General features: G+C 58.8%; 10 protein-coding genes. All 10 read left to right on the top strand.

Annotation, left to right across the window (positions count from 1 at the left end):
- The first annotated feature begins 49 nt into the window (after positions 1-49).
- The gene (locus VG146_19715; protein ID HEV2394585.1) at positions 50-1183 is read left to right on the top strand and encodes a pyruvate kinase; all 1134 of its coding nucleotides are present in this window, start codon (positions 50-52) and stop codon (positions 1181-1183) included.
- A gap of 18 nt (positions 1184-1201) precedes the next feature.
- Entirely contained in the window at positions 1202-2011 is an 810-nt protein-coding gene (locus VG146_19710) for a polyphosphate polymerase domain-containing protein (protein ID HEV2394584.1), read from the top strand.
- Positions 2008-2715: a DUF4956 domain-containing protein gene (locus tag VG146_19705; GenBank protein ID HEV2394583.1), complete on the top strand. Its 708-nt coding sequence runs from the start codon at positions 2008-2010 to the stop codon at positions 2713-2715. The genes VG146_19710 and VG146_19705 overlap by 4 nt, the downstream gene beginning before the upstream one ends.
- Before the next feature lie 237 nt (positions 2716-2952).
- On the top strand, positions 2953-4002 hold the full coding sequence (locus VG146_19700; GenBank protein ID HEV2394582.1) for an AAA family ATPase: 1050 nt from the start codon (positions 2953-2955) through the stop codon (positions 4000-4002).
- Positions 4003-4064: 62 nt separating this feature from the next.
- On the top strand, positions 4065-4982 hold the full coding sequence (locus tag VG146_19695) for a DUF58 domain-containing protein (GenBank protein ID HEV2394581.1): 918 nt from the start codon (positions 4065-4067) through the stop codon (positions 4980-4982).
- A gap of 4 nt (positions 4983-4986) precedes the next feature.
- Positions 4987-7017, top strand: a complete 2031-nt coding sequence (locus VG146_19690) for a BatA and WFA domain-containing protein (GenBank protein ID HEV2394580.1) — start codon at positions 4987-4989, stop codon at positions 7015-7017.
- On the top strand, positions 7014-9587 hold the full coding sequence (locus tag VG146_19685) for a hypothetical protein (GenBank protein ID HEV2394579.1): 2574 nt from the start codon (positions 7014-7016) through the stop codon (positions 9585-9587). Before VG146_19690 ends, VG146_19685 begins: the two co-directional genes overlap by 4 nt.
- Before the next feature lie 22 nt (positions 9588-9609).
- Positions 9610-11838 (top strand): vWA domain-containing protein, encoded by a 2229-nt coding sequence (locus VG146_19680; GenBank protein ID HEV2394578.1) that lies wholly within the window; start codon positions 9610-9612, stop codon positions 11836-11838.
- Between the two features lie 287 nt (positions 11839-12125).
- Positions 12126-12701, top strand: coding sequence for a DUF4159 domain-containing protein (locus VG146_19675; protein ID HEV2394577.1), 576 nt, complete (start codon positions 12126-12128; stop codon positions 12699-12701).
- A 1320-nt stretch (positions 12702-14021) separates the two neighbouring features.
- Positions 14022-15428, top strand: a complete 1407-nt coding sequence (locus VG146_19670; GenBank protein HEV2394576.1) for a DUF3631 domain-containing protein — start codon at positions 14022-14024, stop codon at positions 15426-15428.
- The last annotated feature ends 260 nt before the right edge of the window (positions 15429-15688 follow it).

The raw sequence follows: 15688 nt of genomic DNA, 5'->3' as shown, positions 1-15688 counted from the left end.
GGCGCGGATTATGCCTTAAGGCATTTATTCTGAATTGTTCGAACCATCTGTGACATATCGCCGAATGACTCTAGCGGGTGATTGGAAAGTTCCGGAAATCATGGCCACGATGGGACCAACTTTGGAGAAATCCGAAGATTTGGTCCGAGCCATTGAAGCCGGCGCTCGCTGGATAAGGCTTCCGTGCGGCTACCGCCAGCGCCCCCACTTGGAGAACGCCCGGGTCGCGCGCGCGGCGTCCGCTCAAAGCGGTATCCCAATCCAACTGCTTTTGGACCTTCCTTCTTCGCGGCCACGCACCGGTTCCATGCAGGAAGTCCGGCTCAATCCTGGCGACCGCGTGCTATTCTGGGACTCGGAAATTTTTGAAGTCGCGCCGACCCAAAATGGCCTCTGCGCAGTGCCCTTGCCGGGTTTGGCGCATTTGCACGAAAAGCTCGTTCCCAAGCAGCGGATGTGGTTTTGCGATGGGCGGCTCAACTTCGTTGTCGATGAGCTGTGCGCCCAAGGCGTTTTGGCGCATCTGGTTCAAGGGACCATCCCGCTCAAATCGTCTAATTCACTCTTTCTGCCCGACAGCCCCAGCCCATTTGCGGCCATTACCCCGGCCGACCGCGTATTGTTGGAAGCTTTCGCAACCGCCGGCCTTGTGCCCAATTGGGTGGCTCTTTCGTTAATTGCCTCTCCAGAAGACGTCTCCGCAGCCCGGCGTGAGGTGCGCAATTATTTGGGCAGGAAGACTAAAATCATGGCCAAGTTCGAGACCGCCGCTGCTATGGAATGCGCCGAAGACATCCTGAACGCGGCGGACGGGATTATGGTGGCGCGCGGGGACCTGGGTCTTGCCTTGGGTTATGCCCGGCTGCCCGAGGCGCAGGACCGGCTGGTCGGGGCAGCGCGGATGACAGGCAAACCGGTGGTTGTGGCCACCCAGGTCCTCGAGACCTTCGCCGAGACCGGTTTGCCACAACGCGCCGAGCTTTCCGACCTCTCGCTGATTGCCCGGCAGCAAGCCGACGCCATTATGCTGGGAAAGGAGACCGTCTTTAGCCCACGGCCAATCGAATGCATCCGATTTGCGCGGGAGGTGCTGACCTATGAAACCCGCCGGCTGGAGAGTCAATCCCAGACGGGGGCCGCCGTCGAGGCCCCTTATGCTGCTCCTTCGGATGAACTTCCGTAAGAACCCCCTCCTGTTTTTATGGGGCACAGCGCCCGTTTCGAGTTGAAATTTGTCATCGAGGAGTCACGCGCGGTAGCTATCGCGGATTTCCTCTGCAGTTACCTTCGTCCCTCCGAGCACAACGGTTCCGGCCCGATTCGCGGTCATCCCGTTATCAGCCTGTACCTGGATTCACCCGATTTCTTTTTCTTCTGGCAGTCCTACACTGGGCATAAAAACCGTATGAAACTCCGCATCCGGTTTTATGATGACGAGTGGAAACGGCCCGCTTTTCTAGAAGTCAAACGCCGCGTGAGCGAAGTGATTTGCAAAGACCGCGCCATGATTACCCGGGACGGCGTCCGCCAAATCCTGCTCAACGGATGGCCCGACCAGCCCTATTGGGCCGATTCCCGGCACCTGATCCACGGCGCCCGCCGGCGGGATGTTAGCGATGATTTCTGGCAGTTCGCCAACACCACCAGGGTGCGCGGCGCTATTTACGTCTCTTATTACCGGGAAATCTATGAAGCCCCGGATGATGAGGAATTGCGTGTGACCCTGGACCGTTACATTCACGGCAGCCGTTACGACAGCAGCGGCGAGATGCGGGTGCCCCGCCGCGGCTGGCAGCCTTATCTCCCGCCCTACCTGGCCCCCTTTCCGAAAGACGGGGTCATCCTCGAACTGAAGTTCGATAACCAGGCACCCCGCTGGATGTTTGATCTTGTCAAAATCTTCAATCTCCGGCAGACACCCGTCTGCAAGTACTCGGCTTGTATTTATGCGCAACAACTCCACTGCGGCCGCCAGGTCCTGCCCGAACAAGAGGAAGAACTCGTGTTATGAATGAGTTTCTCAATTCCCTTTCAAGTGCGGATTTCAGCCGCTCCGCGATTCCTGGCGCTCCGGAGCCGATGGTCATCATCTTCATGATCGTGCTGGCGTTTGCGATTGGGATGTTTGCCGGCTTCGTCTATATGTGGACGCACGAGGCCCTCTCCTACTCGCGCACTTTTGTGGGCGGCCTGGCTGTTCTGCCGATTATTGTGGCGATGTTGATGATCGCCATGGCCAGCAACCTGTTTGTCGCTTTTGGTTTGCTCGGTGTCTTTGGCGTCGTGCGCTTCCGCAATGTGCTCAAGGATACGCGCGACACGACTTACATCCTCTGGGTGATCATGGAAGGGGTGGCCGTGGGCACAACCCGCTTCTCTACGGCAGTCCTCGCCGCCCTGGGCATCGCTGCCGCCTTTGTGTGCCTCAGACTCATGTACTTTGGCACACGCCATCGCTATGATGCTGTGCTGAGCCTGCGGTTGACCGGCGACATCGCAGCGGGCATGGCCGCTCTGAAATCCATCCTCAAGCGGCATGCCACCCGTCTCGACCTCGCCAGCGAACGACGCGCCACCAAGGAAGGAACCGATATCACTTACCGCCTGCTGCTGCGCGACATCTCCCGTTCCAGCGAGCTGCAGACTGAGTTGGCCGGGACCGAAGGTTTCGCCAACGTGGCTGTGTACATGCACGATGACGAGGCGGAGATCTAAGGGGCCCGCGGGCGAATTAGCCGCAAAAGAAGGCAGAGAACGCAAAGAGCGGGAAAAACTTCTGGAGACCTCCGTTAAGAGCCTTGGGCTTCGGAAGCGGCTTGGGTATTGGCTTCTGGATTTCCTTTGATTCTTAGCGTTCCTTCGCGGCTAATGATCAAGGAGGACTAAACCCACCCCAAAGGGGGGATTATCCTGATTGATAGCCCTGGGACTGTTCTGGAGGTTGAGAGTTGTATGATTGCCCGATCCACCATTCAACCGGGTGAGGCCATCCGGCCGGCGATGGGCGTCGTTCAGGACCCAGGGGCGGTCCTGGAGGCCCTGGCGCCAAAGGCAAAAGCCCTTCACCGTGAGATAGCCAAAGTGATTGTCGGCCAGGAAGAGATCATCGCGGCGGCGCTCTATGCGTTATTGGCGCGGGGGCACTGCTTGTTGGTCGGTGTGCCCGGGTTGGCTAAAACGCTCCTGGTCCACAGCCTGGCTCGGACATTGGACCTGAGCTTTTCACGGATTCAATTTACGCCAGACCTGATGCCTTCGGACATCACCGGCACGGAAATACTCGAAGAAGATACCGCGACGGGGCATCGCCGATTCGAGTTTATCCGCGGCCCGGTGTTCGGCCAGGTGTTGCTGGCCGACGAAATCAACCGCACGCCGCCCAAGACGCAGGCAGCCCTTTTGGAAGCCATGCAGGAAAAGACCGTAACGGTTGCGGGAAAGGTTTACCGGTTGGAAGAGCCGTTCATGGTGCTGGCGACGCAAAACCCGATCGAACAGGAAGGGACCTATCCGTTGCCGGAGGCGCAACTGGACCGGTTCCTGTTTGAACTGTTGGTGCCTTATCCGACGCTCGAGGAAGAGAAATGCGTGGTGGACCAGCATTCCTTTACCCCGCTCGAACATATCCAGCCGGTGCTGGGAGCCGACGAAATCCTCCAGTTCCGCAGCGCGATAGGCGAGATGCCTGTGGCCCCCAATGTTATCGATTATGCCGTTCGCCTAGTGCGCGCCACGCGGCCTGCTGACGATGGGCAGCAATTCGACTACATCAAACGCTGGGTCCGCTGGGGCGCAAGCCCCCGCGCCAGCCAGTACCTCGTTTTGGCCGGGCGCGCACGGGCTGCTTGCCAGGGTAGATTCAACGTGGCGTGTGAGGATATTGCGGCATTGGCGCCGCTCATCTTGCGCCACCGGCTTATTCGCACGTTCCACGCCGATGCGGACGGAAAGACCAGCGACGACATCATAAATCAACTGATTGAGGACGTGGGCCGGGATTGAGAAGGCGGTTTAAACATGCAGGAGCCGGCGTCAGGCGGGTCTGATCAACACCAAAAAGCCAAATGCCTAAGCAGCCCACACAGACTTTAGCCGAGCATTTCGATCCGAAGGTGCTCTCTGCCCTCGAAGGTCTCGATTTCAAGGCGCGCTATGTGATGGAAGGTTTCCTGAGCGGCTTGCACAACAGCCCGTTCCATGGGTTCAGCGTGGAATTCAGCGATTACCGCAATTACCAGGCCGGGGATGACTTGCGAAACCTGGATTGGCGCCTTTATGCGCGCAGCGATCGGCTTTGTATCAAGCGCTACATGCAGGAAACCAATGTCCGGTTTTATATCCTTTGCGACGCCAGCGCCTCAATGGGCTATCGCGGGGCTGGGGCCTGGGGCTCAAAGATTGAGTGCGCCAAGGTCCTCGCGGCGGCCTTGACGTGGTTCTTATTGAAGCAGAACGACGCGGCGGGAATGGTGCGGCTGGATGAGCAGAACGCGGCGGAGTACATACGCCCATCGCAAGGCACTGCGCAATTTGGATTGATGCTGCGGCGCCTGGAAGCCTTGGCGCCCGGCGGCGGCCCATGCCTGGCGCGTCTCGTGCAGCAGGCAACCCGCTTGATTCATCGCCGCAGCGTCGTTTTGCTCTTTTCAGACCTGCTCGAATCCAACGATGAAATCGCCCTTGCCTTTAAACAACTCCGCTTCGAAGGCCATGAGGTCATTATTTTCCAGGTCCTGGACCGCGACGAGGTGGAGTTTCCTTTCCTTGAGCCGCGAGTTTTCGAGGATTTGGAAAGTGGAGTCCGGCGAGTGGTTTCTCCAGCAGCCGTCCGCGAGAAGTACCTCGAGCGGTTCCACGCCTTCATGCGGCGTCATTATGAATTGTTCCGTGATCTCTCGATGCCCCACTGCGTGGTGCGCACCGACCAGAACCCCTGGGAGGCGCTGGCCCTGTTTTTAACCAAACGCAAACGGCTGTGCTAAACCGATGCCGCTGTCTTTTCTCAATCCCTGGTTCTGGTTTGGCGCCCTGGGTCTTGTGGCGCCCTTGTGGCTGCACTTGCGCCGCAAACAGCAGAAAAGTCTAATCCAGTTTTCTGCCGTTCAGTTTCTGACAGACCAGCCCGCTGCGCGCCGCGCCCCTTTGCGGTTGCGGGACGCGGCGCTGTTGGCTCTGCGGGTTTTAGGATTGCTCCTGGTTCTGGGGGCCTTTGCCTGGCCCTACCTTCATCGCGCCGGCGTTGCCGGGATTCGGGAAAGCCGTGTTTACCTGCTGGATAATACCATGAGCCGCCAGGCCAACAATGGCTTTGAAACCGACCGTGCCCGGGTCATCCATGAGCTCGAAAGCGCCGGCCAGGATGTTCAGGTTGCGGTGGTCGAATTAACCGCCGCGCCTCGGCTCATTGCCCCGTTTGGCATTGACCGCCAGGCGGCTCGCCAAAAGGTTCGTGCATTGCGGCCTTCTTTCCAGCGCGGCTCGTATCTGGCCGCTTTCCGTATGGCCAATTCGCTGCTCGCCAATTCCCTGGTGAAAAATAAGCGCATCATTCTGCTGGGGGACAACCAGCGCAATCAATGGGATGAAAATGGCAGCGTCCCGCCCTTTTTGGGCAACGCGCAAATCGAGCTTCCAAAGTCCACCGCGCCCTCGCTCCCAAATCTCTGGCTGGCTGACCCCCACGCGCAGCGGGTATTGCCGGGTGAAAAATCGTTGGTGCACCTTACTGTGAAACTCAACCACGCTGGTCCTGCAAAAACCGCTCGGGTCATTGTCACCGCCAATGGCCAGCCGGTTTTCAGCCGGTCCGTTCCCCTGGAAGGCCAGCCAGAGACGATGCTGCTCCAAGCGCAGTGGCAAGCCGCCCGCGAGCTGCCCGTCCGGGGCGAGGCAACCATCCAGGGAGAACCCGACGCGTTGAAGGCGGACAATAGCGTCTTTTTTTCACTGGACCCATTAGCCGAGGGCAAAGTGGCGTTGCTGGCTCAATCGCCTTACCTGCGTTTGGCGCTTTCGCCCGAGGTCATGCGGGGCCAATGGGCCCCTCGGTTGCTGAACCCGGCCAATCTGGCGCCGGAAATGGAAACGCAAGAGCTGGCGGATGTGCTCTGCATCGAGAGCGGCTATCTCCAATCGGCCAACGCTCGCAAATTGGTCCACCGCTATCTCGACAACCGGCGCGGGGTCTTTTTGCTCGTCAATCGGATGGCGCCTGCTGTGGTGGCGTTCTTGCACGAACTCGGTTTCGACCTTGAGCCGGGCGAGCAGTCCGCAACCCAAACGCCTCAGCATTTTGGTTTCATCTGTTCAACGCATCCCATTTTCCGTCCATTCCTGGCGCCGGATTTTGGCAATCTGTTGGACATCGAAGTCACCCAGTTCGCCCGCCTGCGGACTGTCCAGGGCGTCCCCCTCGTTCTGGGCCAGAGCGGCGCCGGTCTTTTTTTCGAGGGCAAGAATTATCCAGGAAAATTATTCTTGCTAGCCTTTGGTCTGGACCGGGAGCACACCTCGTGGCCGATTCATCCCACCTTTATCCCGTTTTTGGACCTGGCGCTGCAAGCCGCGAGAGCCGAACGGGCCAGTCCTGGCGTGTTTGAACCCGGCGAGGTTGTCCGGCTCGATTTGCCTGATGGGGCCTCGGGGCGTGAGGCCGTCCTTTTGCATGAGGGACGCGAAGTCGAGCGCGTCCGCATCGAGCAGCGCAGGGTGCAATTGCCAATGCCAGACCAGCCTGGAGTTTATGATCTGCGTTATGGCGCTGAGGGAACCGGCAGGATGCTTTGCGTAAACCCCTCGCCAAAGGAATCGCAATTAGTCTATGCCGCCCCACCCAATGCGCTGAAGAGTTGGAGAAGCGGTGATAAAGCCGCTGGCTCAATCGGTGGTAGAATACCCGGGGGCCAGTCGATGCGGGTTATCTTGCAGCAGCGCTGGTGGTGGTGGATGCTTTTGGCAGCGTTATTGGCGTTGGCCATTGAGTCGGCGCTGGCAGACGCAAAGAAGGAGGCCGCGTGAAATCGCGCTTTACGATTGTCGAACATAGCCTGAAACGGGCGGAACTGCGCTGGAAATTATTATGGCTGCTGGAATTGAGTTCGGCGCTGGGCATTCTGCTGTGTCTGGCAGCCCTTGCCTTGGGGACGGCCATCCTCCGTGGATGGATTACTCACAAGACCACAGCGGCCATCGGGTTCAGCCTCATCGGCGGCTGCGGATTTTCAGCGTGGCTGATGGTTTTGTTTTATTTGCTGAAAGGCGGGCCTGACCGGGGCTGGCTGGCTGGAACTGTCGAGCAATCCGACGCTCGTTTGCTCGATCGGTTGAACACCCTTGCTTTCCTGGAAAACCGCCCCAGCCAGGCCCGCTCGGAATCCTTTGCCCTGCGCATCGCCCGCCAAACTCATCATCTGCTGACGGGCAGTGCATCCCCTCAACCGTTCTCAGCCTGCAGGCCTTTGGGCTTTTTATTTGCCTTCATCCTCACGGCAGCGGTGACCGTCTTGTTTTTGGAGCGTTCAGCTCCCTGGAGCCGGCTAATGGCGGCGCAAAAGATCACTTCGGTCCGACCACGCCCGACTCAACAACCATTGGAGTTGGCTCTGCCGCCAACCAATAGCATCCAATCAAACCAGGCTTGGGGTGAGGTGCGGATTACCGAGCCGGGTGCGGACCTGGCCGTCACCCGCGTGGACATCGTTCGGCTTCAGATTGAAGCGGCGGCTAATCAGGCTCTCACCAATGTCGGCTGGTTCTCAACGCTCAATGGCGGAGAGGAAGTTACCCATCCGCTGGCGGCGCCCTCCGAACCGCACTACGCCTTATATCAGCCCGCCCTGGACCTCAGCAGCTTGCATCTGACGAATTGGGACGTGATTGCCTATTTCGCGCGCGCGCGCACCGATCACCAAAGCTCCTACGCGTCTCAACTCTATTTTTTGGAAGTGCGCCCTTTTCAGCAGGAGCTGATGAACCTGCCTGGAGGCCGGGAGGGCAAGGCCTATAAGACCCTCAGCCAACTCTCGGGGATGATTCAACAGCAGCAACAGGTTATCCGCAAAACCTACCAACATATTCAGCGCCCCGTTCAAACCGCTTCGGCAGACCAGAGAAAACTTGCAGAGACCGAACAAGACATTGGAGGCGCGGCAGGACATCTGAAAGCAGACCTGGCGGCCCAAGTTGGAGACCAGCCGGACGCGGAGACGCTGCATCGTATTGGAGAGGCGCAAAAGAGCCTCGAAGCCGCCTCGACCCTTCTTCAAACGAACCAAATGCAGCGAGCCCAAGGCCCTGAGCGCGATGCGCTCGCCCATCTGGTTGCTGCTCGAAGACTCTTTCAACAAAGCGTGAACCGGCAGCCCGGCGCATTTCAGAAACAAAGCCAGCAGGCATCATCAGGCTCTGCCGAGGCAGGCAAAAGCCTAAAAGACATGGCCGAATTCCGTGACGAATCAAAGGCCGGCGCGGATTTCGTTCAGAAAACACTCGAACAACAGCGCCAAATCGAACAGCAATCGTCTGAGGCGGCTTCGCCCGATGAAGGCTCGCGGCTGGCCTCACAGGAGCAACAACTCCGCAATGATCTCAACCAGTTTCAGGGACAGCACCCGCAGGTTTTTAAAAAATCGCAAGGCGCTTCCGAGCAGGCGCAGAAGGCTATGGCATCAGCCGCAAACGCGCTCGCGCACGGCAGCAGCCAGGCGCCCGAGGCGGTCAGCAATGCCACGCAGAAATTGGAACAGCTTAACCAGCGACTCCAACGCCAAGCCACCGCTGATCAGCTGGCCGACGCCTACCGGCTCAAACAAATGCTCGATCAACATATCCAAACGTTCGACCACATGGCCAGGCAGGATGGGCAGGTCTCCGCTGAGCAGGGCGCCCGCACTGCCGGGCAGGCCCGCGAGACCATCAATCAGCTCCGGTCGGCTGCTGAGGAGGAACCCACCCGTGCTGCTTTCGGCGACCCTTTGCGCGAGGCCCTCAGCGGCGAGCGCAAAGTGGACCTGGACACTCGGTTGGACCGTCTCGAACAGGCTGGACAATCCCCAGGCCAGGCACCCGGCGATGTCCCGCCCGCGCAACGCGCTGCCGAGGCTCGCGACGCCCTGGCTCAGGTCAGCAAGGCCTTCGAGCAAAGCCAGCCTAAATCCCTTCAAATGGCGCGCCAGTCTGACCCTCTGAAGCCCGATGAAAAGGGCGGTTTAACTCGTGGCATGGCCCAACTCGACAGCCTCCTGAAGCAACTCGAACACAACGGCAAATCCTCCGCTGGTGATCGGGCAGGCCAGGCTCAGGAGGCGCTCGCTAATTTGCAGGCCGGCATCAGCAGCGACTCTCAGGGAACCGATCAAGGCCGGCAACTCCTCAACCAGCTTGAACAAACCCTCAAGGGCGGGGGCCCGATTGACCCGAATGCCTTGCAAATGCTTATGAATGAGCTGCAGCGCTTCTCGACGGAGACCTCGGCCCGGTTGGCGAAACAGGAAGACCAGCCACAGGTTACAAGCATGGACCCTTCCCGGTTCCCTCCGAACTACCGCAGTCGCATACAAACTTATTTCCAAAAACTGTCTGAACATTGAGGGCTTTCCACTCCAAGTTTTGATGACTGCGGCAATCGTCTTTGAATTCCCCCTCGGCTGGCTCGCTGCAATCCCTGTGAGCGCGGCCCTGGCCTTTGCCGCCTGGCAACAGCATCAACGCGGTTTGAGTCGCTCCCGCATTGCCTATCTGGCCGTGCTCCGCCTGGCCGCCTTCTTGCCATTGCTCTTTCTTGCAACCCGGCCTATTTGGCTGAATAGAGCGGCCTTGTCTGCCTCATCGCGTCCGGTCGTCTTGCTGATGGACCGCAGCGAGAGCATGTCTTTGGCCGAGAACGGCACAACACGCTATGAAGAGGCCCTCCAATTCCTGCGCCAGCGCCTGCTCCCTGCATTTAAGGCCACCGGCGTGCCCGTGCGCGCCCTTCTTTTTGATGAATCCACCGAACTGGCCGACGGTCGCAGACTGGCTGCCACCAAGCCGTCAGGCAAACGCACCAATCTGGCGGGCGCAATTGCCCAAGCGCTGGAGGGCTCGACGCCACAGCCGCTGGCCGTCATTGCCCTAACCGACGGGAGCGCTAACGAAGATGCCGACAATTCGCGCGCCTTAGGCGGGCTGCTTGCAACCCATACCCCATTCATTGGCCTCGGTTTCGGCAGTGACCAGGGGCTCAATACCCTTTCCCTGCGCCGGGTCGAAGCCCCCTCGACAGTGGCGAGTAAAACCTCCTTCAGCATTTCAGCGCGCCTGGAAATGATGGACACCGAACCAATGCCCGCTTTTGATCTGCTGCTGCTGCGGGACGGCCAGGTTGTGCAAAAGCGAACCGCGAACCCCGGCAAAGGCGCCCGCGATTGGCTCGAGAGCTTTCGGCAAACTGAGGAAACCCAGGGCGCGCATACTTACACCGTGCAATTGGTGCCTCCTGAACAGCCGGGCCTTAAGTGCCTCAACGCGCTGGCCAGCGTCCCGGTTCGGATTGCCGATCAAAAAGAGCTGCGGCTGCTTTATATGCAAGGGGCCCTTACCTGGGATTACAAGTTTATCAGCCTCGCCTTGCATTCCGATCCGGCCATCAAGATCACGGGCCTGGCGCGCACATCGCATAACTCCGTCTTCCGGCAGAATGTGGAGAGCGCGGGCGAATTGGTGAATGGGTTTCCCACGTCATTGGCCGAACTGGCCCCGTTTCGGATTGTGGTCCTATCCAACTTGCGCCCATCAGACCTGAGCGCCGGACAACAGGAGATGCTCGCCCGGTTTTGCGGCGAGTTGGGCGGCGGCGTGCTGCTCATCGGCGGTCCGGCGACCTTTGATAGTTCCTGGAAAAATAGCCGCCTTGAACAGTTGCTGCCGGTGACCTTTTCATCTGAAGACGCCCTCGCTGACCCGGAGCGGCCCTTTCACTTGCAGTTGACTCAGGAAGCGCTCGAAAACCCCGTATTCCAAATCGCCGAGGACCGCTCCTCAGCCGAGGCATGGGCCCAGTTGCCAACCTTTTCAAGATACGCGCGGGTGGACGCGGCCAAACCAGGGGCGCTGGTTTGGATGCGCCATCCTGCCGATCAGGGACCCGAGGGCAAACGCATCCTCATGGCGGCCCAGCGCTATGGCGCCGGTCTCTCAGCGGTTCTGTGTGCGCAAAATTTCTGGCGCTGGCGCCTGGCAAAAGATTCCAACCCCGGCCAATTCGATCGCTTCTGGCGCCAGCTCTTCCGCTGGCTGGGCGACACCGCCCGGCAGGATGTGGCCATTCACCTCGCCGACCAGGAACTGCACCCGGGCATGGATGTCCATGTCACAATCGAAAAGCAGCCCAGTCCCGCCAGCCTCACAAATTCGAACCAAACATTTTTTGTGCGTGTGCTCAACGAAGCCAAACAGGTGCTCCATGAGGAGGCCATCGCGTTGGAGCCCCTTCAGCCTGTGGATTTCTCTTTCTATGCTCAAAAAGCCGGGGACTACACAGTCCTGGTGACCGACAACTTAAAGACGCCGGTTTGCACCCGGCCAATCGAGATTCGCGAACCGAATATCGAACTCCAAAATACCGCGCGCAACATGGAAACCCTGCGCCAATGGGCTTCCGTGAGCGATGGCTTGGCCTTCAAAGTCGAGGATTGTCCGGACGCAGCGGACTTGGTCTCGCGCATCAAAGGCAAAATCCAGGAGGTCCGCCACGCCAAAATGGTACACCGGCCCATTGGCCTGAACGGCTGGACCCTCACCCTGGTGCTGGCGGGCCTATGCGGGGATTGGCTGGCGCGCAAACACTGGGGGCTGAGGTAATGATAATTGCCAAAACATCCATACCCGAACTTCACGCGCTCGCGGCATGCGCTACAACTGTAAGGTGCCGAGCATTCCCGCTCTCCCCTTCAGAAAGGGAGAGGGCGGGGGAGAGCGGGCCCTCTCTGTGTAGTCCATCCAACGGTCCTCCCTGTCGATTCTCCCCTGTCCTTCGCCCCACTCGACTTGCGCTCGCCCTCGGTTTCCTGGTCTGGTCTTTACTCGCTTCCGCCCGTGGCCAGGAGATCAAGGACAACCAGATCAAGGACAACCGGGCCGCCTTCTTTATGGGCCGCGTCAAGTATAGCTCCAATGATGGCAACGACTGCGGCGGTGTTGGCCAGGAACTCATGAATCTGGTCTCCCGCGCCTCGACTATCAAGGTCCAGGAAGAACGCAAAATCAGCCTCACCGACCCGGACCTGTTTGAAACCCCGTTCCTTTTCATGAACGGCCACAATGATTTCACCCTGACTCAGTCTGAAATCGACAACCTGCGAGTTTATCTGAGCCATGGCGGGTTCTTCCTGGCTTCGGGTTGTTGCACCAATCCGAATTTCCCGAAGGCCTGGCGGCGCGAATTCAGCCGGATTTTCCCGGGTGAAGCGGTCAAGCCGATTCCCTACGATCACTTGATTTATCGCTCTTTTTACAAGCTGAGTCGCATCCGCTGCCTCAATGAACCGCGCGACATCCAGCTCGAGGGCCTCTTTTACAAAGGAAACCTCGTGGCTGTCTTGTGTGAAGACGGCCTCTGTTGCGCCTTCAGCGCCAACAACAGTTGCAACGAAGGCAAAGGCATCAGCCCCGAAGACGGCCAGCGCCTCGCCCTCAACATCGCCGTCTATGCCCTCACCCACTGAGCTGGTGCTGGGCACGGAAGCCTTCGCGCCAAGCCTGGTCCGTCGAATGCGGGGCAACCGGCGGGAGCACAAGCGGCTTTGAAGCAGCTTGCCCCGTCCGTGACTTGGGAGCAGATTGTCAGGGCGGTGGAACAAACCAAGCACGAACGCTGGGAGCAGTTTGCAAGACGAACAGCAGGGAAACTGAAATATTACAAAATAGCGTTATTTACCGTTATTTACCGTTATCTAGCGATATGGAGGAGCAGTCAACTGGGGAAGGTGTGAAGGAAACTGAGATAGGTCCGGTTGACTCCGGATGACGCCGGTTTTTTGGGGAAGAGCAGACTGGGGGGGAGAGGCAATGGCCAATAACCAATGGCCGATAGCCAACGGAAGGGGGGCAAAATGAGCGAAGTGCAATTTGGCGCAATTTGCTGCAATTTCGCGCAACTAACTGCAATTTGGTGCAACCGGTGGTCGGTGGTCGGTGGTCGGTGGTCGGTGGGCTGAAGACTGAACCGGAGGGGACTAAACCACGGAGGCACGAGAAAGGGGCGGTTTGCCTCCGATTGGTTCCGATTACCTCCGATTAGCTCCGGTTGGTTCCGGTTCATGAGGAGGCGTGATTTTGTTGGCAGGCGTTAGACAGGTTAGGTCTGGCTTGGTTCGAAGGAGGAAGGGTTCGAAAAAAAACGAGCGAGGACGAGGATGAAATTTGACATTGAATTTTTAGAAAGAAGGCCAGAAGACCACAGACTGGGAGGTCGGCTAACAAGGTCGAAGTGCAATTAGGAGAAATTAAGTGAAACTTGGTGGAATTAAGTGCAATTAAGTGCAAGTCATGAGGGGGAAGCGGAATCCAGGGGCTGAACATCGAACGCTCAACGTCGAACATTCAACATCGGAAGGAACCGAAGGATCGGAAGGGCACGGAGCCGGGGTGGGGGGGAGAGGGGGTGCTTTGGGGGTGTACAGCCGTCCCACCGTCCCAAGGCCGGTAAACACGGGCGATTCTCACTTTTGCGACCGTCCCACTGCCGTCCCAAACCGTCCCAACCGTCCCAATCAAAGCGCGATGAGGCTCGGAGTATTGGGTTTTTCCACCACTCCATCACTCCAATACCCCATCACTCCGTCTCACTCGTTTTTCCAGGGGATCAGGAAGTCAGAGGCTGAATGGAGACGAAAGAATCCGGGGACCGAGCGCACCGGAGTCCAATGTTGCTGCGCCCGAGTTTGGCCCGGAAATCGCTGCATTCAGCGCACTGATACTGCATTGCGGCATCATGCCTAAACCTTTTTTGTCTGGCTTAGGCCAAAATGGGAAATGAAAACTACATGAATAAGGAATCAGAAGCCAATGGTCACAACTCACCTCTCGTCAGTCAGGCTGGGCCGGCGGGGCCAGCGGAAACGCGCGCCATCGATCCATCGGCGGGGACGACTGCCGCGCTCCCGGCGGTCTCGCAGCAGGCCGCGGCTGAGCTCGACGAATACCTCGAATCCATCCTGGCACTTCCGCCGGTCGCGCCCTGGCCGGAGCCTGTGAATGGGGCCGAGTTGCTCGAAGCGATTCGCCTTAAAATTACGAGCCACGTGGTGCTTCCCAGGTGGGCGCCCGAAACGATGGCTCTATGGGTCCCTCACACGTTTGCCTTTCAATATCGCGATATCACGACCTACCTGGGCATCGAGTCGCCGGAACATCGGTGCGGCAAATCCACCCTCATCACCATACTGAGCGAACTGACCCAGCGGGCGGTGGTCGCTTCGAACGTCACCGCGCCATCGTTCTTCCGGGTGATTGCCCAAATCCTGCCGACGCTGTTCATCGATGAAGCCGATACGTTTCTGACCGGCAACGATGAGCTGCGTGGCATCCTGAATTCGAGCTCTTTCAAAAAGACCGCGTTCGTGCTGCGGGCGGTGAACCTGCCGAGCCAAACCGGGGCGGCGTCCGGCAATGGCGGTGCATCCTCCGTTAATCCCTCTTGCGGATATAACCCGGGAATTCTGCGCTTTTCCTGCTGGTGCCCGAAATTGATCGCCCGCATCGGGGCGTTGCCTGCGACTCTAGCCGATCGCTGCATTGTGTTCCGGTTGCAGCGCAAAACAGCCGATGAACCTTGCGAGCGGCTCAGAAAATTCAAATCCGACGACCTGAACCGCAAATGCCTGCGTTTTGTGCTGGACCACGCGGCGGAGATAGCCGCAGCCGAACCGGAGATGCCTGGTGAACTCAACGACCGCGCGGCCGATGTTTGGGAACCGCTGTTCGTTATAGCGGACCTGGCAGGCGGCTCCTGGCCGCAGCTCGCGCGGGATGCGGCCATCGGCGTAGCCGCCGCCTCTTCGGATTCGAATCCGATGGCGGTGCTCCTGTTCGACGTGTTCATCCAGTTTGACTTGGCCAAAAGCGATCGGTTGTTCAGTTCGAGGCTGGTCGAGCGCCTGAACGCTTACTCGAACCGGCCATGGAAGGACCTGCTGCGAGGCAAACCGATTGACGACCGGTGGCTGGCGCGGCAGTTGAGTCCGTATGGAATCCGCCCGCGCAACCTGCGCATCGAGGGTATCCAGGCAAAGGGCTACTGCCAGGAGGACATGGTGGAAACCGTTCGGCGGTATGTGCCCAAATCCGAGGCTCGGGCGCTGCTCGATGAACTCAGACCGCCTGCAGAGGAGGCCCCGGCCACCGGGTCCACAAATGGAAAACCCATGAAGGGCCAGCCCAGCAAAGAATAAAAAAAGGGGGGGTCAACTCGAAGAAAATTCTACGGGTTGAGCCCCCGAAACCGTCGTGCCTGACCTGGCCCGCTGTTACCCTCCCCAGCCGCCGGCAATCGTAAGCCGGCGGTTCCGACTTAGGGATTTTTCGGGTTCGTCCGAGTTGTAACTGTGCGCTGGCTGCTGGCGGTTGCCTAACAGTCGCCCCCTCTTTTCCCAGGAGCCCAGGATGTTTTTCTTCGGGTGGCGGTTTTCTGGACGGCTTTTCAATAAGTATT

The sequence above is a fragment of the Verrucomicrobiia bacterium genome, assembly GCA_035946615.1.
In the GTDB taxonomy this organism is placed as follows: domain Bacteria; phylum Verrucomicrobiota; class Verrucomicrobiia; order Limisphaerales; family UBA8199; genus DASYZB01.
Note: the sequence above shows the minus strand (reverse complement) of the source record. Positions and strands in the feature narration are given on the sequence as shown.

Bases quoted from the DNA above. Each gene is read 5' to 3' on its own strand.
- VG146_19710 (HEV2394584.1), top strand. From the start codon at position 1,202: ATGGGGCACAGCGCCCGTTTCGAGTTGAAATTTGTCATCGAGGAGTCA.
- VG146_19670 (HEV2394576.1), top strand. From the start codon at position 14,022: ATGAATAAGGAATCAGAAGCCAATGGTCACAACTCACCTCTCGTCAGT.
- VG146_19705 (HEV2394583.1), top strand. From the start codon at position 2,008: ATGAATGAGTTTCTCAATTCCCTTTCAAGTGCGGATTTCAGCCGCTCC.
- VG146_19675 (HEV2394577.1), top strand. From the start codon at position 12,126: ATGGGCCGCGTCAAGTATAGCTCCAATGATGGCAACGACTGCGGCGGT.
- VG146_19695 (HEV2394581.1), top strand. From the start codon at position 4,065: ATGCCTAAGCAGCCCACACAGACTTTAGCCGAGCATTTCGATCCGAAG.
- VG146_19680 (HEV2394578.1), top strand. From the start codon at position 9,610: ATGACTGCGGCAATCGTCTTTGAATTCCCCCTCGGCTGGCTCGCTGCA.
- VG146_19690 (HEV2394580.1), top strand. From the start codon at position 4,987: ATGCCGCTGTCTTTTCTCAATCCCTGGTTCTGGTTTGGCGCCCTGGGT.
- VG146_19700 (HEV2394582.1), top strand. From the start codon at position 2,953: ATGATTGCCCGATCCACCATTCAACCGGGTGAGGCCATCCGGCCGGCG.